The following is a 25,069-nucleotide window of genomic DNA, read 5'->3' on the forward strand; positions in this document are numbered from 1 at the left end:
TGCCGCTCAAGCGATCGTGTTCGTCAGCTGGTCGATGCGGATGCGGCCGGGGAGGTTGGTGCCGCGGACGGCCTTGTTGCGGAGGACATTGACGGGCGGGAGGTTCTCCGTCCCGCTGAACCAGCTCGTTTTCATGCCGCCCTGTTCCCACGAGGTGGGCTGGCTATAGAGGTACCAGTGTCCTCCCTCGTAGTGGAGGAAGTTCCAGGCGTTCGGATCGCCGACGTCGCCGTACTCGGGCTCGGTCCAGACGTAGCGGCGCGTGTTCGGCCACGTGTTCGCCGCCTTGAAGTGGGGATAGGTGGAGACGTTCGGATAGTGGTAGATGCGGTAGTAGTTGCCGCCGAGCGGCGAGTCGGTGATGACGATCGAGCAGCCGTTCATCTGGCCGGTGAAGATGAAGGGGTGCTGCGGGTTCTGCCTCGGGAAATCCACCTGGCCCATGTCGGCGATGCCCCACGCGCCGTTGTCGACGGCGGTCTTCCCGCCCGGGGGAGAGAGATACGGAAACCAGAACCCCTTGATGGACGTCTTGGCCGCGTGGAACTTCTTGTAGATCGAATCGCCCATCGTCTTCTGCTCGGCGGCGCTCCACGTCGAGCGATCCACCCGGAGGACCGCCAGCTCCCGCTCGACGCCGTTATTGTTCGGGTGCGTGCGGCGCACGAGGTCGAGCGCGATCGTGTTCTTGCCGGAGAAGAGCTCGGGGTGCTGACGCAGCCAGTAGTCGTGGTCCGGCGGGTTCTTGCCATAGAGCTCGCCCTCGATCCGCTGGGTGAGCCACTGGATATCCACCGGTGTGGTCTGGATGTATTGGAGTGGATCTCCGAGGAACGCTGCGTTCTCGCTGTCCGGCATGAATTCTCCTCGAGGGAACGATCCATTTTGCCCCATCCGATCTGTCTGGGGAAGGTTCGACCCCCAGATGCGTGCGCCTGGGTGGCCGGGGCAGGTCTGGTAGCCCGCTGCCTTGTCGACGACGTTGAGCAAGGGCTCGCCGCGCTCGAAGCGCTCGACGATCTTCATGCGGGCCCTTTTCTTTTGGGTAGAACGCGGTGCTATCGCAGGTCATCCACACGCCGGGAGAAAATCATGCGCATTCTGTCCATGTTGGCGCTTCTGCTGCTCTCCACCCCGACACTCGCGGAGGAGACCCGCGTGGTGGTGCGGGCCCGGGCCCGTGACGGCAAGTTCGTCGGTACCTCGATGGGGGGCGCCCAGGTGCTGCTCCGCGATGCCGAAACCGGTCAGCTGCTCGCCCGGGGCGTCACCTCCGGCACCACGGGCGACACCCAGCGGCTGATGAAGCAGCCCTACTCCCGTGGCACCCAGCTCGCCGACGAGAAGAGCGCGAAGTTCGAGGCAACGCTCGTGCTCGACGAGCCCAGGCTGGTCACGGTGGAGGTGTCCGGCCCCGAAGCCCAGAGGCAGGCCCGCGTCACCAGCTCCACCCAGGTCTGGGTGATTCCGGGCAAGCACCTCACTGGCGACGGCATCATCCTGGAGCTGCCGGGATTCGTGGTGGACGTACTCGAACCCCGGGCCCATGAGTTCATCAGGCTCGAGGGCAAGCCTCGCAACGTCCCCATCCGCGCCAACCTCGTATTGATGTGCGGCTGCCCCACCGAGCCGGGGGGCCTCTGGGACTCCAGCAAGTACGAGCTCCGGGCCGTGGTGAAGCGCGACGGCAAGCCCGTGACCCTCGTGCCCCTCTCCTACGCGGGGAAGACCAGCGCCTACGAGGGCCTGCTTTCCGTACAGGAGAAGGGGGCCTACGAGATCCTCGTCACCGCGTATGACCCCAACACCGGCAACACCGGTGTGGACCGCACCTCCTTCGTCGTCGAGTAGCTGGGGGTAGTCCCTGTGCCGCTCGAAGCGCTCCTGGGGGACGCTCCAGTCGCCGGTCATTCCATGTGGGTCCATGTCGGCCGTCATCCGGGATGAAGGCCACGGTCCTGGCAGTGAGCCGAGCCCGGACTCGCCCCAGGTGACGCGTCCCGGTGGTGGCTGACGCGTCAATGACCGGGGCTGACGCGTCAATCGGGTGCTGCCGCCGCGGCTTCAATGCGAGCTCCAGAGGGAACACGGACTGACACCCCCCTGGCATGCCGGTTGCTCTAAGCCAGGTCAGGCGGGACGAACTCCTCGCCGTGAACCCGATGTCTGGGTTCAAAGAAAACGAGCCTCAGCGGTCTCGAATCTCAGTCACTCCACCTGCATTCGCAAGAAGGAGCTGTAAGCACATGGCCACCATCACTTTCCTGATCGATTCCAAGAGTCTCCCCAAGGGCGGGTCCTCCATCAGCACTCCGAAGGATGTGGGCCATCCCCCGTTCCTCCTGAACGGTACGCAACAGGGGGCGGGTTATGTGGTGCCCATCAAGGGCGGGGAGAAGGTCACCATCTACACGGTGGAAGCGAATGGCGTACCGAACGTGGTGATGGCGCCCTGCGGAATCATCGCGCATGCGTTCAAGGGGGAGGCGCTCACCCCCGCCATCATGAAGGACCCCATGATGCAGCCCATCGACACCCCCAACTTCGATATGCAGCTGGGCTCCACGCCTGATTACATCCAGTACCTCGCCGGCGTCACTCCGCAGTGGGGGAACTCCCCGTCCAACTGGCCGTATTGGGGCAACAATCCCTATATCTCGCACGACGCGCAGGCGAAAATGGTGCAGACCTACACCCCGTTCGCGACCTTCAATGGTAGCAACATCGTGAGCGGCAAGTTCGAGTACGGAGTGACGTTCGCGCTGACGAGGGATGGGGTGAGCTCCGAGTACTTCTACTTCGACCCCTTCATCAACATCAACTCGTGAAGTTGATCGCGCAAGCTGGATGCAATTGATAGGGCTTCCCTTGCGCGAAGCCACGCAGCAGGCCTCCGCTCCCGCTCAGCTCCTACGCGTGTCCGGGGGATCACCCCCGGGCGGCGATGGACTCATCGGCAGGAGCGTCAGCACGCTGGCGGACACCCGCCAGCTCGTTTTGATGGTGCGTCTCTCCCATCTTTGGTTATTTGACCTCCAAGGACACCCCCCTGCGCTTCTGTCCTGGAGAGAGTTCCATGCGAACCTTGTCGATGACCATCCTCCTCGCCGCCGTCCTGTCGGGCTGTAGCGGCAAGACTCCCAACCCCCCGATCGATACGCCGCAGACCCCCGGGGAACCCCAGAACCCCGGGGAGCCGCAGAACCCCGAGGAACCCCTTCCCAGCGGCCCGCACGTGACGCAGGGCCCTCCCAACGTGCCCGAGTTCGAACCGGCCTTCCCCGGTCAGACGCGCGTTCCGGCCATCCAGACGAAGACGGCCTTGCAGGTCACCGAGATCGCCTCGGGCTTCAGGAATCCCTGGGCCATCGCCTTCCTCCCCGATCAGCGCATGCTGGTGACGGAGAAGCCCACCGGCTCGCTCTACATCGTCACGCCCCAGGGCGTGAAGTCTCCCGCCGTCGCGGGTCTGCCGCGCGTGGACGGCCGTGGACAGGGCGGTCTGCTCGACGTGGAGGTGGGGCCCGACTACGCCCAGAGCGGCCTCATCTACTGGACCTATTACGAGCCGCGCACGGGTGGCAATGGTCTGGCGGTGGCACGCGCGAAGCTCGTGGAAGGGGAGCAGCCGCGCGTGGAGGACGTGCAGGTCATCTTCCGCATGATGCCCACGCTCGAGTCGACCCTGCACGCGGGGGGACGGCTGGTGTTCACCCCCGACGGCAAGCTGTTCGTCACGCTCGGCGAGCGCTCCATCCTCGCGGGCCGGGTGCAGGCGCGCGATGTGAAGAGCCACTTCGGCAAGGTCGTCCGCATCAACCCCGACGGCTCGGTTCCCACCGACAACCCCTTCGTGAACACCGAGGGCGCCAGGCCGGAGATCTGGTCGGTGGGGCACCGCAACATCCTGTCGGCGGCACTCGATCGCCAGAACCGGCTGTGGACGGTGGAGATGGGGCCGCAGGGAGGAGACGAGCTCAACCGCCCCGAGGCGGGCAAGGACTACGGCTGGCCCACCATCGGCTATGGCGAGGAGTACTCGGGCGCGCCCATCCACGAGAGCACGCAGGGCCCGGGCATGGAGCAGCCCGTGTACTACTGGGATCCGGTGATCTCCCCCTCGGGGATGACCATCTACACCGGGGATCTCTTCCCCGAGTGGCGCGACAACGTCTTCATCGGAGGCCTGTCCAGCCAGGCGCTGGTGCGGTTGATGATGAGGAATGACCGCGTGGTGGGAGAGGAGCGGCTGCTCACGGACCAGCGCGTGCGCGTCCGCGAGGTGGTGCAGGGCCCCGAGGGAGCGCTCTACCTGCTCACCGACGCGACCAACGGCAAGCTGCTCAAGGTCACCCCGCGCTGAACCGGCCGCGGCGCGGGCGGCTCATTTCACCGGCCCTGGCCCAGGCTCCTCCACCAGCGGCAGCTCGAGGGTGAAGGTGGCGCCCTGGCCGGGGCCGGGGCTGTCGCAGGTGAGCCGCCCGTGCAACTCCCCGGCGGCCAGGGCGCTGATGTGCAGGCCGAAGCCATGGCCTGTCCTCTTGGTGGTGAAGCCCTGCGTGAACAGGCGCGACAGGTTCTCCGGGGAGATGCCCACGCCGTTGTCCTTCACCTCGATGAGCACCCGCTCTCCGTCCGGCGCCGGCCGGATGCCGATGCTCAGCTGCTTGTCCTTCTGCGGGCTGTCCATCAACGCATGGCGCGCGTTGCTCAGCAGGTTGACGAGGATCTGCAGCAGCTTGTGCCGATCCACGGAGAGCAGCGGCACCGGGGCATAGTCGCGCTCGACGCGGATGCCCTGTTGCTCGAAGGACGCGGCGTGCAGTCGCAGCGCCTCGTCGATGAGGGCGGGCATGGCCACCTGCTCCCTCACGCCCGCGGAGCTCGCGTGCCGCTGCTGCATGCTGACAATGGACTTGATGTGCTCCACCCCCTCGCTCAGGGAGCGCATCTCCTGGAGCAGGGTGTTGCGCTCCTCCTCCATCTGCTCGGACAGGGCCAGGAGGAAGGCCGGGAACTGCAGGCCCCGCGGATCCCGGGTGAAGAAGGTGGGCAGGTCCACGGTGTGCTCGCGCAGGAGCTGGGCGGCCCGGCTCAGGCTGGAGACACGCGACAGGCGCAGCCGATCCATGACGAGGCTGGTGGAGACATTCACGCTGTTGAGGGTGTTGCCCACATTGTGGAGCACGCCGGTGGCGATCTCCGCCATGCCCGCCTGCCGGGACACGTCCATCAGCGTCCGATGCATCTCTCCCAGCCGGGCCTCGGCCTGCCTTCGGGGGGTGATGTCCCGCGCGAAGAGCGTCAGCCCCACGACCTTTCCGTCACCATCCCGCAGGGGGCTGAGGCTGATGTCCATGAGGCGGCGTGCGCCCTGCACCTCGAACTCCTCCTCGAACCGCTCGCGCTCGCCGGCGTGCACCCTGGCCACGTACGGGGCCCAGCGCTGGCGGCGCTCCGGCTCCATCCAGAAGGGCTGGCCCACCACGGCCTCCTGGCCGAAACGCTCGAGGTGCATCTGCCTCGCCGCAGAGTTGGCGGTCAGCAGGAGGCCCTTCCTGTCCAGGGAGAGCACCGGATCCTCCGTGCTCTCCAGGAGCGTGCTGAGCTTGTTCTCACTCAGCCGTAGCGCCTTCAGCGTCCGCTCGAGCGAGCCCTGGGCGGAGTCCCGCGCGGCGTTGTGCAGCGAGCCCACGCCCCAGGCTCCCACCAGGGCCAGGGCGGCGAAGATGTGCCCGAACCACATCAGGTAGGGGGAGGGGGGCGGAATGGCGGGTTGGGCGAAGTCGACGTAGAGCGGGTAGCCCAGGCAGAGGGTGACGATCAGGAGCAGGGTGATGAACAGCCCCACGCGAGCGCCGGACAGGTACACGGCGATGATGGGGCTCAAGGTGCAGATGGCGTGGGTGCTGATGAAGGGGGCATGGCCCACGAAGGCCGCGGCGATGAGCACGAGCGACAAGGCCGTCAACAGCAGGGCCGTGGGTGGCTCGATGGTGGCCGAGCGGCGCGTGAGCAGCAGGACGCTGGCGTAGATCAGGCTGGCGGCGAGGCTGGGGTAGGGGGGCAGGCCCGACGAGACGGCCGCCACCGTGTAGAGCAGGTTGAACACGACGAGGAAGCAGGCGGCGCCCACCACGAGCCGGTAGCGGACGAGATCCGAGGGCGACCCCTGGCGCAGGGACTCGGAGAGCAGGGAGTCCAGCCGCTCGAGGATCCAGGAGCGAAAGGCGGGGGGCGGGGGAGAAGGATGGGTTTCCATGGCCGGGCACGCGAGCAGGGGGCCGGCATCCGCCGCCTGCCCGGAGGAGTATAGGAAGGATGGAGGCCCGTTGAGGGGTGCGGGCTGGATGGAAATCCGACAGCAGGCGGGCGGCCACCTTTCGCACGCGGGTGCGCGGGCCTAGGTTGAGCGCCGGGGTAGTGCGCCCATCACCCAGGAGACAGCCCCATGGCCCAGAAGAAAAACTCACTCGTCGCGAATATCAATCGCCGCAAGAAGGCGGGGACGAGCCGCTCCAAGTCCCGCTCCACCGTTTCCAAGAAGGCCTACGGCGACATGAAGAAGGGCTGGCCCGCCACCGCCAAGAAGAAGGCCGCGGGCAAGAAGACGGCGGCGAAGAAGACGGCGGCGAAGAAGACGGGGGCTCGCAAGAAGACGGCGGCGAAGAAGACGGCAGCGAAGAAGACGGGGGCTCGCAAGAAGTCCGCGCGCAAGTCCTCTTGAGGCCTTCCAGCAGGGCAAAGCGTGCACCGGACACCCCTGGCGCATAATCGATTGCAAGACATCGCAAGCGAATCAAAGCAAAGCATTTCGGCCGATTATGCGCTTGACACATTCATTCAGCGGAGGCCATGCTGATGGCATGAAGAAAGTCAATAGCAATAAGAGAGAGTTGTCGCTCGACCAGCGTGAAGCGCTGCTCAAGGCATTGAAAGCCCGTTTCGAGAAAAGCCTGAGCCGCCACAAGGGTCTTGAATGGGCCAAGGTACAAGCACGGCTGGAAGCCAATGCTGAAAAGCTGTGGTCGCTCAACGAAATGGAAAGAACCGGCGGTGAGCCGGATGTCGTTGGTCACGATAAAAAGACGGGCGAATACATCTTTTACGATTGTTCAGAGGAAACTCCCAAAGGCCGCAGAAGCGTTTGTTACGACCGTGAAGGGATGGACTCGAGGAAAGAACACAAGCCAGAAAACAACGCCGTGGATATGGCCTCCGCCATGGGCATCGAGCTCTTGACGGAAGAGCAATATCGAGAGCTGCAGGAGCTTGGAGATTTCGATACGAAGACGTCGAGCTGGGTGAAGACACCTTCTGATATCAGAAAGCTCGGCGGCGCCCTCTTTTGCGATTGCCGCTACGACCATGTCTTCGTGTATCACAACGGTGCGCAGTCCTACTACGCGGCCAGGGCGTTCCGTGGCTCGCTGAGGGTCTGAGTTCGCACGAAGCGCCTTGGGGGACCGCGGCCGTCAGTCCGCCCTCGATGCGATGAGGGCGATGTTGCGAGGGGAGAGGCGCGGTTCGAAGACCTGCAGGAGCTCGACCTGGAAGCCCATCTCCTCGAGGAGTAGCGCGCGATCGAGCAGAATCACGAGCTCCAGCGCCCTCGCGAAGCGATCCCTCAGCAGATGACAGAGGAAGATGCGCCTCGTCTCGGGGCGAGCGGACGATTCGAAGGAATTCAGCTCGGCATCCGTCATGCCGGCATCGAGCCGCAGGCGCTCCAGGCGATCACGCGCATAGACAGCGAAACTCCCGGCATAGAGCGCCTTGGGTGCATCCCCCGCCCGCACGAAGCCGAGCTCGGGAAACTTCCGCCTCAACAGGAGATCGAGCGCGAACCGTTGCTCGTTGACGCGCTTCATCAGCGCGAACTCGGCCTCGGTCTTGTGGTGTCGTCCACGGGTCGCCAGGAACAGGGCACGCCGGGTGAGGGGAAGCGCATGGGCCTTCCCGAAGCGGGAGACAGGGTAGTCCCGTGCGGCATCCATCTGGTCGTAGCAACATCCGAAATTCAGGAGGAGCCCCGCCTCCTGGCTCTTCCGAATCTGCGTCAGCGCGAGCGGCCCGCAGGTGTGTAGGCCAATCGAGACCCGGTCCTGACCGGAAAAGAGCGGATCAATCCCGTCCTGCGGACCGTCTTCAACAGAGGCGTGGATGAAACACAGCTTCTCTCGTGGCAGGGCCCGGGCCCTTCGCAGCCAGTCCCGGCCCTTCTCCTGCAAAGCCGCATCACGATCGATGCTGTGGAAGGTCCAATCGAAGGTCCTGACACAGAGACGCGCGAGATGTCCCATGCCGCCACCGATATCGACCGCCTGGCGAATGGTCCTCGTTCTCGGCCCGAGCAGGGCGAGGACCCGCTCGATCTCATGGACCTTCTTGGCATTGAGTCCCTGCGCGTCCGCGGTCGTCAGGCGTTGAACGCCTTCATGCCAGGGCAGCGCTGTCAGCTCACGAAGCTCGAGCACGAGCGACTGCAGTGACCGGGGCGGCTCACCCGGAAGCTCCCCGGCATCCAGCATTCTTTCGCCCTCTTCGTCGAGCGATTCAGCGTAGAGCAGCCAGGATTCGGGATGAGCGGCTCCGGACTCCGGCCAATTCTGGAGGATGGAACGTGACCAGATCTCGGACCACGGCCTGAGCAGGCCGGTGAGCGCTTTCAGCCGATCAGGCATCCTATACGTACTATTCCTCAACAGGGCCCCCATGCGGATCATCGGGCCCGAGCCGCTCCTGCTCCGCCTCGAAGGCGGCCACCACTGCGTCGATGACGGCGCGCACGCGCGGCACGCCCTTCAGGTCGCGGTGGACCAGCAGCCACGCCTCGCGCACGGGCGGTGGGGCGGGCGGCAGCACGGCAACGAGGCCTCCCGCGTCTTTGGCGAACCAGTGCGGCAGCAGCACCTTGCCGAAACCCGCCTGCGCCGCAGAGACCTGCGCCAGAAGCGTGTTGACACGCAGCACCACCCGTTCGCCGGCCGCGTGCCGGGCCAGCCACTGTGCTTCGGGCAGGTGGGCGTAGGAATCGACGAGGCCGACCCAGGCGGACGTGTCCCCGTCTGGCGCCGCGTAGACGCCGTAGCCAAGGGAGGCGAGGCGGCGGGTGACCAACTCCCCCGTTTTCGGCTGCGCGAGACGGACGGCCACGTCAGCCTCGCGCCTGGCGAGGCTGAGCGAACGCGGGTCGGTCAACACCTCGAGGTTGATGCCGGGATGGCGACGATGGAACTCCGCCAGGCGCGGCAGGAGGAATCGCTCGACGTACCCCTCCACGGCCGTCAGCCGCACCGTGCCCGTCAGGCCAGCTTCCTGGCCCGTGCGGCGCAGGATGGCCAGCGCGCGCTCGTCCATGCCGGCGGCCAGCTCCAGCACCGCCGCCCCGTCGGCGGTGAGCGTGTAGCCGTCGGCTCGCCGGTCGAACAGCGTGCGGCCGAGCGTGTCCTCGAGCGCGGCGATGCGACGGCCGACGGTGGCGTGACTCACCTTCAGCGCCCGCGCGGCCGCCGACAAACTGCCCGCCCGCGCCAAGGCGACGAAGACCCTCAGGTCCTCCCAGTCGAGCGGCCCTGACCGTTTCTGCACAGCCATTGCGCGAAGATAGCGGATGGCTGAGTGGCTACGCACGCGCTACTCCAGGAGCACCCACTGGGGCCACCCGCCCCGAGGAGACCTCCATGACTGCCCCCCGTACGCTTCTCTCCCTGTTCGGCGCCGCGCAGGCCCACCCCTCCCCGTTCGACCGCGCGGCGCTGGTCATCGTCGACGCCCAGGCGGAGTACCTGCCCTCCGGCAACCTGCCGCTCTTCGGCATCGACGCCGCGGTGGCGGAGACGGCGCGCCTGCTCGAACTGGCCCGCCGCCATGGCACGCCGGTCTTCCACATCGTGCACCACGGCCCCGCCGGCAGTCCCATCTTCGACCCGCAAGGGCCTGGCAGCGCCATCATCCCCGCCGTGGCCCCGAAGGCTGGCGAGGCGGTGGTGACCAAGGGCCTGCCGAACTCCTTCGCCGGCACCGACCTGCACGCGCGCATCCAGGCGACGGGCCGCAAGGAGCTCATCATCGCGGGCTTCATGACGCATATGTGCATCTCGGCCACGACGCGCGCGGCCCTGGACCTGGGCTACCGCAACACGGTAGTGGCCGCGGCTACCGCGACGCGCGACCTGCCCGGCCTCACCGGAGGCGTGGTGCCGGCGGCGGAGTTGCAGCACAACGAACTCGCGGCGCTCGCCGACATGTTCGCCGTGGTGGTGAAGGACGCGGGCGCCTGGACGTGAGGTCTCCGAGAGTGGAGGGCGTCGCGTGATTTCCTTGGCGTAGTTGACGCTAGTGATGCGACCCGTGAGCGCCATGGGCGGGCGCGGCCACCGGCTTGGAAGCGTCCGCCGCCTGGACGCGCAGGACGAAGGGGACCGTCACCACCCGGCCTTGGCGCTGCACCTGGATCCACAGCTTGTAGAGGCCGGCGCGAGGGAACACCGCGTGGGCTGCCACACCCTGCCCGGGCCTGGTGTCGAGCGGGTGCACGTGGAGGAAGTCCTTCCCATCCGCGCTGAGCACGACGAAGTGCGCCATGGCGCCGAGGTAGGGCTCGAGGTCCTCCACGGGCCGGCCCGTCGCGGCGTCGGCGACGGCAACGTGCAGATGCGCGCCGGCGCTCGCGTGCACCGCGTCGCCGCCATGCAGCGTGAAGGCGAGGCCGCCACTGTGCTGCGTCGCGGGCGTCTCGGTGAGCGCGCCCTCAGGACGGGCCGGCCCCTCCACCTGAAGCGCATGCCGCTCCACCGGGGCGTCACCGCCGCCCGGGCGCGCGTAGTCCACGAACAGGGTGTAGTCCCCACCCGCTTCGAAGGTGTGCTCCAGCGCGAACTCACCGCCCCGGGGCTCCGGGTGCAGGTGCGCGAAGCTCTGCAAATCGTTGGAGATGACGAACAGGTGCATGGGCTTGCCATGCGAGAGGGAGAGCGTGGGCACCGGGTGGCCTTGTGCGTCTCGGACACGCAGCACCAGCGTGGTGGGCTTGCCCGCCTGCACGGGCGAGGGGGTGGAACGCAATTGCGTGCTGGACATGGATGACTCCGTCGTCGGCGGCTCCTTTCCAGGCGCGGGTCCCGCGAGGGCGAGTGGAGCGGCCAGCAGCGTGAGAAGTGTGGTGATGAGGCGGGGGTTCAGGCGAGCCACGGTGTACCTCCTGGGGAAAGATGTGAATGGAATGGCCTTCACGTGAGAGACGCAGTGGGCGCGGGAGACTTACAGCGCCCCCATTCGGCCGGGGACCCAGGCGAGCTGAAGTTGACCCTTCGAGCCTCGGCTGGGGAGCAGGTGGATAAGCATGCCGTCGAGGCAAGCCGGCCGGGTGCCTGGGCCTGGCCGTATTCACCACTACGTACTTCCCTCAACAGCGACCCCCATGCGTCCAGTTCGTTTACAGCGCGCGGGAAACGGTGTTCCGTGGACGGATCCCGCTTCGCGTCTTCAGGAGCTCCCATGCGCGGTCCCTTCCGGTTCTTCTCCCTGGTTGCCGTCTTCCTCTTGGGCCTGCTGTCGAGCCGCCCTTCCGCCGCACACGACTCACTCCGCGAAAGGATCGACGCCTTCGTGCGCGCGGAGCAGAAGCGGCAGAATGTGCCCGGGCTCGCCGTGGGCGTGGTGAGCCACGGAAAGGTCGTGCTGGCGAAGGGCTATGGTTTCGCCAACCTGGAGCACCAGGTTCCCGTGACGACGGACACCCTCTTCCAGTCCGCATCCCTGGGTAAACAGTTCACCGCGATGGCGGTGATGCTCCAGGTGGAGGCGGGCCGGATTTCGCTCTCCGACAGCATCACGAAGTACTTCCCCGACGCGCCCGCGACGTGGGCCCCCATCACGATCCGCCACCTGCTGACGCACACCTCCGGCCTCCGGGACATGCAAGGGTTGCTCGACGAGCGCAAGGACTACACGGACGAGGAGTTCGCGCGCTTCCTCTACGCGCTGCCCCTGGATTTCCCCGCCGGCCTGCGGTGGAACTACAGCAACTCCGGGTATGTCCTCCTGGGCCTGCTGGTGAACCGCGTCGCGGGCACCTTCTATGGCAACGTCCTCGGCGAGCACGTCTTCAAGCCGGCCCGCATGAAGACGGCGCGCGGCATCAGCGAGGAGGACATCATCCCGAACCGCGCGGCCGGCTACCGGCTGGTCCGCGGCGAGGTGAAGAACCAGCGGTGGGTGGCGCCCTCGCTCAACACCACGGCGGACGGCTCGCTCTACTTCTCCCTGAAGGACATGCTGGCGTGGGATGCCGCCGTGGATGAGCGCGCCCTCCTGGCGCAGGGGAGCTGGTGGGAAATCCTGACGCCCGTGAAGCTCGACAGCGGCGCCCCCCATCCCTATGGCTTCGGGTGGTTCCTCGAGGAGCGCAACGGCAAGCCCCTGCACCAGCACACCGGCTCGTGGCAGGGCTTCAAGACCGCCTACTTCCGCTTCCTCGGGAACTCGCTCTCCGTCATCGTGCTGGCCAATCTCAATAACGCGGACCCCGAGGCCTTCGCGAACGGCATCGCCGCCGTGGCCGACCCGGCGCTCGCCGTGCCTCCGCTGGCACCCATTCCGGATCTGGAGCCGGAGGCCACCGCCCGGTTCACGACGCTGCTCGAGCAGGCCCGGCAGGGAACGCTGGACCCGGCCGGGTTCGCGTATGTCCCCTGGTACTTCTTCAGCCACCTCGCGCCGAACTACCAGCGCTTGCTGCAAAGCCTGGGGCCGGCGGGGCCGCTGGTCCTGGTGAAGCGGGAAGTGGTGGGCGATGACCGCGTCTACACGTACCTGGTGCGGTTCGGGACCGCGACGTACCGCTATTCCGTGTCGCTCATCCCGGATGGCCGGGTGTCGGCCTTCATCCTGGCGGAGAACTGAGCGGGGGAGGGTGCAGGACCCTGCGTCCAGCCTGCTTCGCTGAAGACCCGAGCGGGTGCCTGGAGACGGGCACCCGCTTTTTTTCCCTGTCAGGTTCGCGGGCACCGGACGTCTGGGGGCGAACCCTCGACATGTCCGGAACGGGAGAACGCTTGCGGGTACCCACGCGCACCGCGCTGCTGGAGGAGTTGGATTCGCTGGGATACAGGGCGCGGATGACGCGCGTGGCCACATTGGGCCGCGATGCCCGGGGGGACCCAGCCCTCGCGGAGTTGATGAGGGAGCTGGTGGCCGGGGATGCCCATGAGGCGACCCTGGCGGTGGAGATGGCCCGTGGCGCCCGGGATGAGACCGTGGTGCGGTGCGCGCTCACCCACCCCTCCCGGATGGTGCGGGGACGTGTCGCATCCCTCGCTGGCGCCACCCTCCGGGACGAAGTGCTCGAGCAGGTGCTGCCCGAGCTGGACCCCCAGACACGGCGGCGGGTGATCAAGAGCGTGGCGCTCGCCAGGCGCGGGGCGCTCGCGGCCCGGCTCCTGCCGCACATCCGCGCGCGGTACGGTGATGGCGAAGGGGTTCTGCTGCTCACCGCCCTGGACGCGGAGGACATCCGGCGCCTCCTGCCGGAGCTCGCCCATGTGGTGACCGCCTGGGCCACGTTGGTGCACCTCCACCCGGACGTGGTGCTGGACTTCCTGCGGACCCGCCTCGCCCAGCTCCCCCAGAACGCCCGCCCGGCCCTCATCTCCACCTGGCGCCTGCCCCTGGCCGAGCTGCTCCACCTCCGCGCCGAGGAAACGCTCGCCCTTCTGCGGGAACACGACACGCCCCACGATCTGCCCCTCCTGGTGCGCCAGGCCATTCCCCGGCTCTCGCGGAAGTTCCCGGAACAGATCGTCCAGCTCGTCACCCGGCCTTCCGCGCGGGACCAGCTGTTCTACACCATCGCGTACCCGAGCCTCGCCCGGGCGTTGGTAAGGCATCTCTCCACCGGGCAGCTCCAGCTCGTCGCGGGCGCCCTGGCGAAGCACCAGTGGTCCTTCGTCCTGCTCCTGAGAAAGGTGGCGCCCTCCAGACGGGCCGCCCTGTACACGCACGCCTTCGCCAACGCGCCTCCCGCGGCGCTGGACGACAACCTCTTCTCCCTGCTGCCCCACGCCCTGCGCGACGCCGAGGCGGTGCGCCTGATGGAGCGGCCCGAGGCCCGGGAGCAGCGTTCGTTGCGGATCACCCTGCTGGGATGGCGCACCATCGAGCACTCGCGCGAGCCGCTGAAGGAGGCCGCCTTCGCCAGCAAGGCCGAGGATCGGGCACAGGCGCTCGCGATGCTGGTGCGCAGCACGGGCCTCTCCCGCCGGGGACTGACGGAGACGCTCACGTATGTCTGCCCCCGCCTGAAGAACGAGCAGAGGCCCGTCCTGAAGCCGGTCCTCAATGAGCTCGCCCGGGTACCGGTCTCGCTCTTCAAAACCAAGCACATCGAGTTGCTGGAGCCGCTGGTGACGGCCGAAGTGCAACGCGACGTGATGGACGCCAGGAAGTCCCCGCTGTACAGCCTGGCAGCCGCGCTCATCCGTGCCCATGTGAGCGATCACCGGTCCCCGCTCCTCCAGTTCGCGCTGATGACGCTGGAGCAGTTCGAGCGCCGGCATTACGCCGGGGCACCGGAGCTTCATGACCTGCCTCACGGCTCCGAACATCACCTCGTCGCCGCCGTGCTCCCGCGAATTCGCGCCATCGAGGACGAGGAGGAGCGCAACCGATTCATCCTCTTCGTCTGCGACATGCTCGGCTACGAGCGGGCGGGGAATGTGGACATGCTCCAGGCCGTGCTTGGATCCGTGATCAATTCGGACTCCTGGAGCCGCTCGGACCACGTCATCCATATCCGTTTCTGGCTGAAGTCCCGCCGCACCCGGGATGCGCGCGTGCACGGGCTGCTGGCGAGGGAGCCCTCGGCCATCACCCTGGACGAGGTGTACGAGCACTTCCAGCAGTACTGGCCGGAAAAGCTGGAGCCCTACCTCGATGGGCGCCCCGTCGAGGGCCGCTTCCACACGGAGGGGAAGAGCTGGGTTCCCTTGCTCTGGTACGGCTCGCCCAAGCTTGGTTTCCACCGCTGGCTGCCCCGGCAACAGGAGCGTTACCGCGATCTGCTCCTGCGCCTCACGGACGAGTTGGTGCGCGATGACCCGAGGTGGCCACGGAAACAGGTGCTGCGCGTCCTGCTCCGGCTTCGGATGGTGGTGACGGAGAAGCACCTCCGCTCCTTCCTGGACTGCCAGGAAGGGGCCATGGCGGAGACCTCGCTCGGCGCACTGGCTTGGCTGGATCGTCCCGAGTCCGCCCTGCCTGTCCTCCTGGAGCATCTGGATGGAGATCGCGCCCATGTGGCCATCCAGACCGTGGCCCGGCTGATGGAGCGGGTGTCCCCTGGCCTCCGGACCGCCACGCTGTCCGCGCTGCTCGCACGCGACGGGCTCAAGGTGACGGTGCACAAGGAGGTGGTGCGGATGCTCGGCACCGCCCGTGACGGACACTCCCTGGCCCTGCTCCGTCAGCAATGGGACTCGCCCCGGCTCCACCGCGACGTGCGGATCGCCGCGGGCCATGCCGCGCGCCGGTTGCTGGATACGGAGGAGTCCGCCTGGGAGATGGTGGAGGCCATGGTCCGGAGCCCCGACCCGTATGTCGCCGGGAGCCTCCTCAAACAGCGGCCCGAGGCACTCCCTCTCCGGCTCCGTCCCCGCTATGCCGCGCTCGTGCTGCGGTTGGTGGAGCACCCGGACACCGACGTGCGGCGCGAGGCCCTTGGAGCCCTGACCCGGTGGGCCGAGGTTTGCGGGGAGCAGGTGGCCCGGACGTCGGCGGCGCGCATCCAGGAGCTCTCCATCGCTACCGGGTGGCGCGAGGCCGTCCAGGCCCTGATCGCGGTCACACGCAACGGGTTCGCCTTCGAGCACGTGGTGGCCTGCGCGGCGGCGCTCATCTCCGCCCCTGTGCCGGAAGCGCATGACGCCGGACCCGAGAGGGACCTGCCCGCGCTCCAGCGCCTGAGGCACCTCGTCGGCGAGCTGCTGTCCCTGCCTCGCCCGGAGTTGCAGCGCCTCCGTCCGCACCTCGCCGGGCTGGCGCGTGTGCTCGCCACGGAGGCCTCACTGTGGCCGTTGTCCGCCCGGCTCCGGACCGAGCCCCTGTACTGGCGCGACGTGGGAGGAGCCACGGACGTGCTGCTCGGGCTCTCGGCCGAGGCGGGAGAGGAGCCCTTCTTCACCTCGGCGCTCGAGTCCACGGTGGCCTCCTCAATGGAGGCCGCCAGTTTTGAGTCTCCGCCGGAGGCGCTACTGGAGGTGGCGGCGCGAGTGGAGGCCGGGGCGCCGCTCGTGGCGCTGGCGCTCGTCCGCGAGGCGGGAAAGCGCCTGAACTGGAGGGAGGATGCGGCCCGGCACCTGCGCGCCCTGCGCCGGCACCCGAGTGTCTCCATTCGCGCGGCCGCTCGGGCCCTCACGACCGTGGCGGAGTAGCACCGCAACCCTCCCTTCACGATGAACTGGAGGAGCGGGAGCTGCTGCTGGAACACCTTGCGTGCCTCCACGAGGTTGGTCTTCTCCACCACCTGCCGGTACAGTGCTCTCCTTCACCATGGTGACGTTGGGAATCTCCAGCAGCCGCGCCAGGAACTCCGGTGTCATGTCCAGCCCTCCGGTGGCCGGGTTGTTGTAGGCCATGATGGGGAGGGAGATGGCTCGGGCCACCGTGTCGAAGTGCCGGAAGATCTCCTCCTCGGTGAGCTTCCAGTAGCCCGGGTGACGGTGCGGTCAGCGCGGGGCGATCAGCAGCGCCCAGGCATCCCTCGTGTAGGGTTCTTCCACATCGACCAGGCTCGACGAGTCGACGTCGTACAGCATGAGCCCCTTGGGATACGTGTAAAGGAGGAGCGTCCGTCCATCCGCGCTGATGTCGCGCACCTTGAACAGCGAGTCGATGTCGATCTCGCGAGTCGCGTCGCGCTCGAGATCGTACTCGAACAGGCGCTCGCCACCATCGACGGGATCGGGGCGCGCCCCGTAGAAGTACACGGTCCGCCTGCGCACGTTCGCCATGAGGAACTCACCCGTGAAGCACCAGTCCTGGAAGGTGTGGAAGGTGCGCTCCACGCCGGTGCTCAGCTCGAAGCGCCGGTACGAGCCGGGCCTCGCTTCATCACATTCGTTGTATTGGGGATGCTTCTCGCCTTCGCGAAAGAAGATCAGCGAGTCCCCCAGCAGCGTGGCGGCTGTCATCTTGCGGCTCGCCTGACGCAGGGGAGGGCCCACCTTCCACGGCTTCGTGCCCGTCGGGTCCAGGGTGGCGATGCGGACGTCGCGCGGGTTCCTCAGCACGGCGCGGAGCTCGCCATACGCCGGCGCGTGGCAGGTGTCCGTCATGCCGGGCGGGAGCACGCGAACGCCGACGGGCCGAGGGGCGAAGCTCCAGATCCACCACTGGCACACGCTACTCTTGGCGTTGTTGACGAGCACGCGAGAGCCGTCCGGAGTGAAGGCCTCGGGCCCCTGGGAGTAGACGGTCCCATCGCTCGTCCACGTCTCGGGGCGGCCGAGGGTGACCGCCAGGACTCCACTGCGGTCGCCCATGACGATGAAGTCGCCCTTCGTCGGCGTCCGGCCTTGTCATTGGGCGGGGTGTACTCGCGGCCATCCACGGCCATGCGGATTTCGCCAGACATGAGCGTTGCCGACACCGCCCAGCGTCCTGTCGGCGGGTGCACGGTCAGGAAGGAGAGGTAGCACTTCCTCCATTCCTGCTCGACCTGGCCCCGCTTGGGACCCGCGACGTATCGGGTCTCATAGAGGGTACGGCAGTCCGCGAGGGTCCGTGTACCGTCCTGGTCGGTCAGGGAGACCTTCCCTTGATCGGCGACAATCATCGGAGTTGATGAGATGGATGGTTCGGCCCACGCGGTGGTCGCGAACGTGGCGACCAGGGCGGGTACCAGGCATGTGGTTCGGAAGAAGCCGGTCATGGCAGTGATGACGGACATTTCGGACCTGTATTCACGGACACAGGGTTCCCAGGGCACAACGGCGCGGGCAAGACGACGTTCATCAAGTCCGGCCACCGCGTTCCTATGATATGACCGGGTATTGCGAAGCCGCAGCAGTGCCCGGTCAACGTTTGCCAAGAAGCTATGGAGCCAAGTCGTCTCAAGCACTGGAGGCTCCAAGATTCTGGCGAGCCACATGAGGAGGCACCATGGGGGACAACGGACATCTTCCCGATGTCGAACTCGATGACCTGCACAAGCAACATCGCCAGAAGAGCACGACCGAGGGGGGCGCGTGCCTGACGGGGCACGAGTCATCGTTCAGGCAGAAGAAGAACAAGGTTACCTGCAACTACCGCTATCAGGCGTATGCGCAGGCGGACTCGGAGCCCAAGATCAAGGAGCGGCTCCACAGCTACTCTGGCCGCACGACGCCGGTAGCCACCTCGATCTACGAGACGAAGGCAGGAGGGTGGTCGCCATCTTACTACGCACTCGAACTGCCGGCTCCCAGACCCGGTGATTGGAACGTCGGTGGGCCATCGACGCCAATCATGCGGAAGAGCATCACGGGAAATAATGTGAAGGTGCCCGTGGGAATGAACTTTTCACAAGACACCTGGCCCTATTGGAACAATGCCCACCACATCATCCCCAAGGGGCTCTTCGCCACGATGATCTCGGAGCAGCCCGCCCCAGTCCCGAACGTGATGCGCAAGGCGCTGATGATGGCGCAGTACAACATCAATCACAAAATCAACATGTTCATGCTTCCGCAGGATAGGGAGGTAGCATACATCCTTGGTCTCGCGCGGCATATCCAGCTCAAGCACGGAGACGATGGCATCGCGGAGAGCTGCACCAACCACCCGATCTACAACCGCGTCGTCGAAGGGCGCCTGAACAGTATTATCAGTGGGTATAAGTCGATCTGTGATGGTGCCAAACCGGAAGGGCACAAGATTCCGAACGCGAGCCTGGACAAGAAGAAGCTCGAGGACCTTTCCGAGCATTTGATGAACCAGATCATTGATTGGGGCAAGATTGAAGCCGGTGCCTCGCTCGACAAACACTCAAACAAGTTGCTTTCTGAGGTAACGAACGAATCTGGCGCCTTGTAAAGGCACCCAAGGAACAGGGATGAAATACTATCTGCTCAAGACGCTCGCGCAGTCCAAGCCGGAGTTCTGCGTTCTTCGCAGCTATCCCGAAGGAATGGGCCTCAAGACCTGGAAACTCAATGATGGCGTCGAGCTGCTGGAGGGCGAGTACCCCCAGGACGCGAAGATCTTCATGTCGGACGAAGAGCCAGGCATCGAACTCCCGGATCTCGTTCCGAACACAGGGCAGATGCTTATCGTCAGCAAACGGCTGAAGGACGGCATGTCGGCGGTCAATCGGGGACCCGTGCAGTACCTGCCGCTCGCGATTTACAATCACAAAAAGCGGCCCGCCTCCAGCGACTATTTCATCGTCAATCCTGTCGGAGCACTGGATGTTCTCGACACCGCTGCGTCCGAGATTCAATACCATGACGGGCAGGTGGTGAAAGTAACGAAGTACGTTCTTGATCCGGGGAAGATCGCGCGGGCTCCAGACGTCTTCCGCATCAAGGAGAACCCCGAGGCATACGTGGTGAGCGAGCGCATCCTCGATGAGTGGCGGAAACTCGCCCCGAAGCCCACGAACGTCACGTTCTTCATCCTGGATGTCCCCACCGCTTGAGGCGATGGCGGAGTCATCAGCCCCAGGCGATGCTCCCGGAGGAGAAAGCATGACACCAACGTTCGTGCCTCTTGCTGGTAAGAATGCGGCGGTGACCCTTGAGGAACTGCTCCCACAGGTTCTCTCTGCATCGCCGAGGCAGACACACTACCTGATGGTCTCAGCCCTCTACCGGCGGATTGCCATCGCGGAGCTGCTGAGCACCGCGGATCCGAGTCCCTTCTTCCAGAACCTCTTCAAGAGCGGACGCACGTTCCTGCATTTCCTTCAAAACGCGCCGGACGCCGAGAAGACGACTTCCAAGTCCGAGCCCCTTTTCGATGCGATTGCCTGCCGTGATCGCGAGGGGGCTTTAGCACTGGCAAAGAGTTCGCGGATGATGTTCGCAAGCGGGAAGGAGTACGAGGAGGACTTCTTTTATATCCGATTCCTCATGGACCGGCTCGTTGCCGGAGCTTCGAGTGATTCTGCCCAGCAGTGGCTGGCCCCGTGGGCCGAACTCGCCCAGGATGACTTCCGTCTCGCTGTCTGCATGGCACTGGACCGCCGCGACCAGACCGCGTTCGACAAGGCGATCGAGGCCGCCATCGTGGAACTCCTCGCGCACATTGAAGCTCTCCGCGCCAAGGATGTCCTGCCTCCCGACGATGCTGCGACGACGGCGCATGTGTCCACAGAGGTCCTGGCCTGGTTGGAACTCGCCGAGGCGTCGGGGCTTGCCGTCGCGCGCGACTATCCGCTCGCCCCCAGCCTTGCTCGGCAGTTCGGGGTGTTGCAGCACCCGCCTCCGGACGCTTGGCGAATCATCGAAACTCGGCGGTCTTTCGAGCGTTCTCCGGTGCGCCCATGAGCCTGGTGATCTCCTCTCTGGGTCTGGTGACAGCGGTCGGGTACGACGTGATTTCCTCGGCCGCAGCGCTGCGGGCGGGCATCGTCCGGGTCCGCCCTGTCGCCGGGCGCACCTCCTACGACAACGGGGAGGAAGCTTCCCTCATGGGCTCACCGGTATGGCCGCTGACGAATGGTTTCATCCAGACGGCGGCATGGGTCCGGCTCGCCCAGGCTGCCGTGGAGGATGTCATCCGGTACGGACGTCTACCGCCACCGGAGCTTGATTTCTGGAGCGAGGCGGGTGTCGTGTGGGCGCTTCCGGAACTCGGGATGCGGCGTTTCGGCTGGCCCGAACCGGATACGACCGCCGCGCTGCAACGCTCGTGCGGAGACCTGCTTCGGAAGCTCACTGGGCTCCGCCGAGGTGCGGTCACCGACGAGTTCATCCTGGGCGGGCACACGGCCACGGCGGTTGGACTGCGCCGCGCACAGGAACTGCTGTCGGAGCGCCGTTGCTCCCGTGTGCTTCTCATCGCAGTGGATTCCTGGCTCGACGCCATCAGCCTGCAATGGCTTGCCGATGACCGCCGCTTGCACTCGGCGGAGCTTCCGACCGGTCTTCGGCCAGGCGAGGCCGCCGCGTGCCTGCTTGTTGAGGACACCGCGAGCGCGAAGCGCCGGGGCGCGACGGTTGTCGCCAGGATTGATGGAGTCGAGACCGCTCGGCCTGCCTCGCAGATTGATCCGGACGATGCGATTGGTTGGCGGACGGGAACGGCGCCGGAGATGGCGCGGCATCTCGCCGCCGCGATCCGTTCCGCAGCCGGCGTCACGAAGGTGCGCTCGACGTTCTCGGGTGACATCATGGTCGATTTGAATGGCGAGTCGTGGCGGGCCAATGCGTGGGGACACACGCGAGCGCACCTGACATCCACATTGGGGTCGATTCGCGAGGTGATTCCGGCGACATCTATCGGAGACGTTGGGGCCGCGAGCGGTGCGCTCGGCGTCTGCATCGCAGCGAGGTCGTGGACGAGGAAATACGCGCTGACAGAGCATGCATTGGTCTGCAACACGTCCGACAGCGGGGTCGTTGGCGCGATTGCCTTGGGCGCGCCATAGGGTGAACACAACCACGCCACTGCTCGAGCGAGGGGAGCGCTCCACCCACGGCCAGGCGGATTTCGCCTCCAGCCCTCATTCTCAACACGGCCTCTATTCCGGCCATGCGCCGCGAGCTCCTGGACGCCGAAAACGACTCCGCCTCCCGGTCTGACTGGACCAGAAGGCGGAGAGCGTGCTGCACGGTGTTCGCCGGGTCGTCAGTCCGGCATGGTGCCGCCGATGGAAACCCACTGGCCCCAGGTGTTGTTGGCCCAGCCCTTCACCCAGACGGCGTTGTCGGTGCCGCGAGCGTAGATGTGGTTGGTGTTGAGGGTGTCGGAGACGGCGGTGGGAGAGGACGTCATGTTGCCGCCAAGCGACAGCCAGCCGCCCCAGGTGTTGTTGGAGAAGCCCTTSACGTGCAGCTGGTTGTCGGTGCCGCGCACGTAGACATGCGTGACGTCGGGGGCCGGAGAGGTGGCGGACGGCGCGGACGTCAGCTGGCCGCCCAGGTCCAGCCAGCTGCCCCACACGCTGCCATTCCAACCCTTCACCCACAGCGAGTTGCCCGGGCCTCGGATGTACACCTGCTGCGTTCCGGCCGCCATCGACACCGCCGACGGATGGTTGTGCGCCGGGTTCAGGCCCGCGACGCCCGGAGGCGGCTTGCCGTCCTTGAAGAACTGGGTGGCACGGTCGCGCGCGGCCGCGGTGGAGAACTCGATGTGGAGGTGGTCGGTATGCGGGTTGGGGCCCGTGTACGCGCTCATCTTGGTGCCGGACGCCGAGCCGCTCCACTGGGCCTGGTCCCAGATGATGTAGAGCACGCCCATGTAGCGGGCGTTCTTGATGAGGTGGTTGCCAATCGGGTCGCCCTTCGTGTTGTCCGCGGCCCCTCCGGTGAGCGGGACGAAGACGTCCAGCGCGCGGCCCGCGGCGTGGATGGAGAGGACGTTCGGGTTGGCGGTGTTGGCGCGGCAGGCGTAGCCGCCGTAGGAGGTGGCCTGCGGGAAGTGCTGGCGGATCCAGTCACCGATTTCGCGCGTGCCGGGCAGCAGGCCGCCGGCGCACACGGCGGGGGGGCCCTCGTAGGGCATGTACTGCGAGGAACCCGCATTCAGCACGTCCGCGGGAGGCGCCCACCGGCCGGCAATGGAAATGGACTGGTGGATGCTGTCGGGGCTCTCGTAGATGCCGAGGCCCTCGTCGTCGTCGTGAATCACCTGGGCCTTGGCGAAGAGCTCCAGGCGCACGAACTCGGCACCCTCACTCGCGCGCACGCGCACCGCGTCCGCCTCGTTGGCGAGCACCACCTCGCCGCTGCCCATCTCTCCCTCGCGCCACGTGAAGGGCACCGGCTGCCAGCTGCCCCACTCGCCACCCGGCGCGCGCAGCTGGTACTCGAAGCGGGAGGACTCCGGCGCCGTCACCTGGAACGTCACCGCCCGGAAGGGACGGTGGGCCACCACCTCTCCCTCGCCCATAGCGAAGCGGTCCGTCTTGTTCAGGTAGTGCAGCTCGCTGCGGCGCAGGGCCGGAGACTCGTCCACCACCTGCTCGCGCGGCTCACCACTTTCCGTCGAGCCGCAGCCCGTCATGGACATGCCGCCGAGGGCGACGCACGTCAGCAACATCGCGCCGAGCTTCCGCGGGCGCTTCACCGGCAACCTCGGGGTTTCCAGCTCCTTCGAATGACCAAACCGTACTCGCATGCGAACAACTCCGGGGGGACCCTTGGGGACGAACAGGGTGGTTGAGAACCTGCTACGACGAACGCCGGCAAATGAGCGGCGGAATGGGCGCCCTGTTTGAGGGGGGCGGGCTGGTGCAAGACTCGAGGTCACGCCCCTCGGGCGTCTGGCATTAGCCGTCGGGATCCTCATGATTCTTCTCACCCGCACGCGGCACGGCCCCGCCAGTAAGGGCCGGAAAAAGGCTTTCCTGAAAAGAAGGAGAGTTCGGGTGGGGGACCATCCAAAAAAAATGAGAACTCCCTCGACGGAACGGACGAGGTTCCTGTTTTTCAGGCAGGTGGGAATTTTGCGTATAAGCAGGATAGAGGGATTGTTGAAGACCTTCACTACACTCGGCCGCCATGGCCAGCGCAGCGGAGATCGTCCGCAATCACGAGTACGACCCGAACGGCGTCGAGTACTTCGTTCACCCGCCGAAGAGCGAGCACATCGAGGTGGTGCCGTACGACCCGGCCTGGCCCGATGCATTCGAGGAGCTCGCCGCGCGCATCCGCGCTGCGCTCGGCGGCGTCGCCCTATCGATCGAGCACGTCGGCTCCACCGCGGTGCCGGGCCTGCCCGCCAAGCCGATCATCGACATCGACCTCACCGTTCCCGACTCGAGGGACGAGGACGCCTACCGCCCGGCCCTGGAGGCCGCGGGCTTCCCCGTGCTGTTCCGGGAGCCGGTCTTCCACGAGCACCGGTTCGCCCGCTGCGACTCGCCGCGCGCGAACATCCACATCTGGAGCCCCGATTGCCCGGAGGCCATCCGGCACCGCCTGCTGCGGGACTGGCTCATCGCCCACCCGGAGGATCGCGAGCGGAGTGTCGCACGCGCCACAAGGCCCTACCCGGCGGATGCATGGCACGAGCGCCCCGGGGTTCCCATGTTCCCGCCCGAGTCCGGCATCCGGGTAGACACCCACGGGCCCATCGCGAACGCCGCGCTCCATCGAGGATGCAACTCCACCTCTGACCCAGGAGAAAAACGATGCGCATTTCCGGGCTGGGTTCCCATTCTGTCTCTCACTGGCGCTCCCTGCTGCTCGTGGTGGCGGCCATCGTTCCCTGTCAGGCCTTCGCGAGCGCACCGGCCGAGGAAGGCGAGACACGGAGCTGGCTGTACGGCCACGCGGACGAAGGGACGGGCGGTTCTTCCACGCAATCAGGCGCGGAGGACTCGTCCACCTGGCCACGCCTCGGAGGTCACGTGGGGCTCGCCGTGCCCATGGTGAAGATCGCCACGGGTGGCACCACCGCGATTGGCGCGGACTTCCTCCAGCTTGGCATCGCGTCCGGCGTCACCATCAAGCTGGATGAGCGCTGGGCGATTGATCTCGAGGGCGTCGGTTACACGACCTGGCAGTTCGCCGATGGCGGGACTTCGGCCAGGGCCAGCACGTCCTTCGTGGTGGATCCCGGCGTCATCTACAACTGCGGCTCCTTCGCGACCGGCCTTCGCGCCGCCGTGCAGGTTGGCGAGGGTGTTCCCTTCAACCTGGGGTTGATTCCCCTCGTGAACTTCGGCCTCTTCCCCTTGGGAAAGTTCAAGTGGTTCGCCGAGTTGGATCTGCCGTTCTTCGTCCTCGGGGCGCCCGGGAGCAGCGCCACGGTGAGCTTCTCGCCGCAAATCCAGACGGGCGTGAGCTTCTGAAGCTCGGCCTCGGCGGGTGAAGCACAGCGGTCCGCCCTGAAAGCCCGGGGCGGGCCGCCGCATGGTCAG

21 protein-coding genes and 1 pseudogene are annotated in these 25,069 nt (G+C 66.4%); 14 read left to right on the plus strand and 8 right to left on the minus strand.

Features of this window, described 5'->3' with window-relative positions; translation table 11 throughout:
- Window positions 1-6: 6 nt before the first annotated feature.
- Window positions 7-858, minus strand: a complete 852-nt coding sequence (locus tag BO221_RS13865) for a hypothetical protein (protein WP_143195437.1) — start codon at window positions 856-858, stop codon at window positions 7-9.
- 234 nt (window positions 859-1,092) lie between these two features.
- On the opposite strand from BO221_RS13865, the gene BO221_RS13870 reads away from it, so the two are divergent.
- The 3 genes from BO221_RS13870 (at window position 1,093) to BO221_RS13880 (ending at window position 4,363) form a co-directional block, all read left to right on the plus strand.
- Window positions 1,093-1,851, plus strand: coding sequence for a hypothetical protein (locus BO221_RS13870; protein ID WP_073560939.1), 759 nt, complete (start codon window positions 1,093-1,095; stop codon window positions 1,849-1,851).
- Window positions 1,852-2,246: 395 nt separating this feature from the next.
- Window positions 2,247-2,828 (plus strand): hypothetical protein, encoded by a 582-nt coding sequence (locus tag BO221_RS13875; RefSeq protein ID WP_073560940.1) that lies wholly within the window; start codon window positions 2,247-2,249, stop codon window positions 2,826-2,828.
- Window positions 2,829-3,076: 248 nt separating this feature from the next.
- Window positions 3,077-4,363: a PQQ-dependent sugar dehydrogenase gene (locus BO221_RS13880; RefSeq protein WP_073560941.1), complete on the plus strand. Its 1,287-nt coding sequence runs from the start codon at window positions 3,077-3,079 to the stop codon at window positions 4,361-4,363.
- Window positions 4,364-4,384: 21 nt separating this feature from the next.
- Here the strand turns inward: BO221_RS13880 and BO221_RS13885 are convergent, their stop codons facing one another.
- Window positions 4,385-6,262, minus strand: coding sequence for a nitrogen regulation protein NR(II) (locus BO221_RS13885; RefSeq protein WP_083681027.1), 1,878 nt, complete (start codon window positions 6,260-6,262; stop codon window positions 4,385-4,387).
- A 189-nt stretch (window positions 6,263-6,451) separates the two neighbouring features.
- Here BO221_RS13885 and BO221_RS53670 point away from each other — a divergent pair, with 189 nt between their 5' ends.
- Window positions 6,452-6,727, plus strand: coding sequence for a hypothetical protein (locus BO221_RS53670; RefSeq protein ID WP_073560942.1), 276 nt, complete (start codon window positions 6,452-6,454; stop codon window positions 6,725-6,727).
- Between the two features lie 139 nt (window positions 6,728-6,866).
- On the plus strand, window positions 6,867-7,442 hold the full coding sequence (locus BO221_RS13895; RefSeq protein WP_073560943.1) for a DUF4256 domain-containing protein: 576 nt from the start codon (window positions 6,867-6,869) through the stop codon (window positions 7,440-7,442).
- Window positions 7,443-7,475: 33 nt separating this feature from the next.
- On the opposite strand, the gene BO221_RS13900 is transcribed toward BO221_RS13895, so the two are convergent.
- Both BO221_RS13900 and BO221_RS13905 read right to left on the minus strand, forming a co-directional pair.
- The gene (locus BO221_RS13900; protein ID WP_073561351.1) at window positions 7,476-8,684 is read right to left on the minus strand and encodes a methyltransferase; all 1,209 of its coding nucleotides are present in this window, start codon (window positions 8,682-8,684) and stop codon (window positions 7,476-7,478) included.
- 10 nt (window positions 8,685-8,694) lie between these two features.
- Window positions 8,695-9,633 (minus strand): LysR family transcriptional regulator, encoded by a 939-nt coding sequence (locus BO221_RS13905; protein WP_198956112.1) that lies wholly within the window; start codon window positions 9,631-9,633, stop codon window positions 8,695-8,697.
- Between the two features lie 50 nt (window positions 9,634-9,683).
- Here BO221_RS13905 and BO221_RS13910 point away from each other — a divergent pair, with 50 nt between their 5' ends.
- On the plus strand, window positions 9,684-10,289 hold the full coding sequence (locus BO221_RS13910; protein WP_073560945.1) for a cysteine hydrolase family protein: 606 nt from the start codon (window positions 9,684-9,686) through the stop codon (window positions 10,287-10,289).
- Between the two features lie 49 nt (window positions 10,290-10,338).
- Here the strand turns inward: BO221_RS13910 and BO221_RS13915 are convergent, their stop codons facing one another.
- Complete coding sequence (locus tag BO221_RS13915; protein WP_073560946.1) at window positions 10,339-11,193, minus strand: hypothetical protein; 855 nt, start codon at window positions 11,191-11,193, stop codon at window positions 10,339-10,341.
- Window positions 11,194-11,499: 306 nt separating this feature from the next.
- Between BO221_RS13915 and BO221_RS13920 the strand changes: the two genes are divergently transcribed.
- Together BO221_RS13920 and BO221_RS13925 are read left to right on the plus strand one after the other, a co-directional pair.
- Window positions 11,500-12,906 carry a serine hydrolase gene (locus BO221_RS13920; RefSeq protein ID WP_073560947.1) on the plus strand — a complete coding sequence of 469 codons (1,407 nt, stop codon included), beginning with the start codon at window positions 11,500-11,502 and terminating at the stop codon, window positions 12,904-12,906.
- 152 nt (window positions 12,907-13,058) lie between these two features.
- Entirely contained in the window at window positions 13,059-16,430 is a 3,372-nt protein-coding gene (locus tag BO221_RS13925) for a hypothetical protein (RefSeq protein ID WP_073560948.1), read from the plus strand.
- Between the two features lie 162 nt (window positions 16,431-16,592).
- On the opposite strand, the pseudogene BO221_RS57605 reads toward BO221_RS13925, so the two are convergent.
- Window positions 16,593-16,661: pseudogene (locus BO221_RS57605) on the minus strand (hypothetical protein); the annotation flags it as partial.
- A gap of 63 nt (window positions 16,662-16,724) precedes the next feature.
- On the minus strand, window positions 16,725-17,540 hold the full coding sequence (locus BO221_RS13935; RefSeq protein WP_073560949.1) for a hypothetical protein: 816 nt from the start codon (window positions 17,538-17,540) through the stop codon (window positions 16,725-16,727).
- A 619-nt stretch (window positions 17,541-18,159) separates the two neighbouring features.
- Between BO221_RS13935 and BO221_RS13940 the strand changes: the two genes are divergently transcribed.
- The 4 genes from BO221_RS13940 to BO221_RS13955 are packed head-to-tail and all read left to right on the plus strand — an operon-like array spanning window position 18,160 to window position 21,628.
- Window positions 18,160-19,071, plus strand: coding sequence for an AHH domain-containing protein (locus BO221_RS13940; RefSeq protein WP_073560950.1), 912 nt, complete (start codon window positions 18,160-18,162; stop codon window positions 19,069-19,071).
- Between the two features lie 19 nt (window positions 19,072-19,090).
- Entirely contained in the window at window positions 19,091-19,675 is a 585-nt protein-coding gene (locus tag BO221_RS13945; RefSeq protein ID WP_073560951.1) for an imm11 family protein, read from the plus strand.
- Between the two features lie 49 nt (window positions 19,676-19,724).
- Window positions 19,725-20,525, plus strand: coding sequence for an Imm49 family immunity protein (locus BO221_RS13950; RefSeq protein ID WP_073560952.1), 801 nt, complete (start codon window positions 19,725-19,727; stop codon window positions 20,523-20,525).
- Window positions 20,522-21,628, plus strand: a complete 1,107-nt coding sequence (locus tag BO221_RS13955; protein WP_073560953.1) for a hypothetical protein — start codon at window positions 20,522-20,524, stop codon at window positions 21,626-21,628. The genes BO221_RS13950 and BO221_RS13955 overlap by 4 nt, the downstream gene beginning before the upstream one ends.
- A gap of 200 nt (window positions 21,629-21,828) precedes the next feature.
- On the opposite strand, the gene BO221_RS13960 is transcribed toward BO221_RS13955, so the two are convergent.
- Window positions 21,829-23,322 carry a hypothetical protein gene (locus BO221_RS13960; RefSeq protein ID WP_143195438.1) on the minus strand — a complete coding sequence of 498 codons (1,494 nt, stop codon included), beginning with the start codon at window positions 23,320-23,322 and terminating at the stop codon, window positions 21,829-21,831.
- A 383-nt stretch (window positions 23,323-23,705) separates the two neighbouring features.
- On the opposite strand from BO221_RS13960, the gene BO221_RS13965 reads away from it, so the two are divergent.
- The gene (locus BO221_RS13965) at window positions 23,706-24,581 is read left to right on the plus strand and encodes a GrpB family protein (RefSeq protein ID WP_073560955.1); all 876 of its coding nucleotides are present in this window, start codon (window positions 23,706-23,708) and stop codon (window positions 24,579-24,581) included.
- Window positions 24,557-25,000 carry a hypothetical protein gene (locus tag BO221_RS13970; RefSeq protein WP_073560956.1) on the plus strand — a complete coding sequence of 148 codons (444 nt, stop codon included), beginning with the start codon at window positions 24,557-24,559 and terminating at the stop codon, window positions 24,998-25,000. The genes BO221_RS13965 and BO221_RS13970 overlap by 25 nt, the downstream gene beginning before the upstream one ends.
- Window positions 25,001-25,069 lie beyond the last annotated feature (69 nt).

Origin of the sequence: Archangium sp. Cb G35 (genome assembly GCF_001896145.1) — a bacterium.
Lineage (GTDB): Bacteria > Myxococcota > Myxococcia > Myxococcales > Myxococcaceae > Archangium > Archangium violaceum.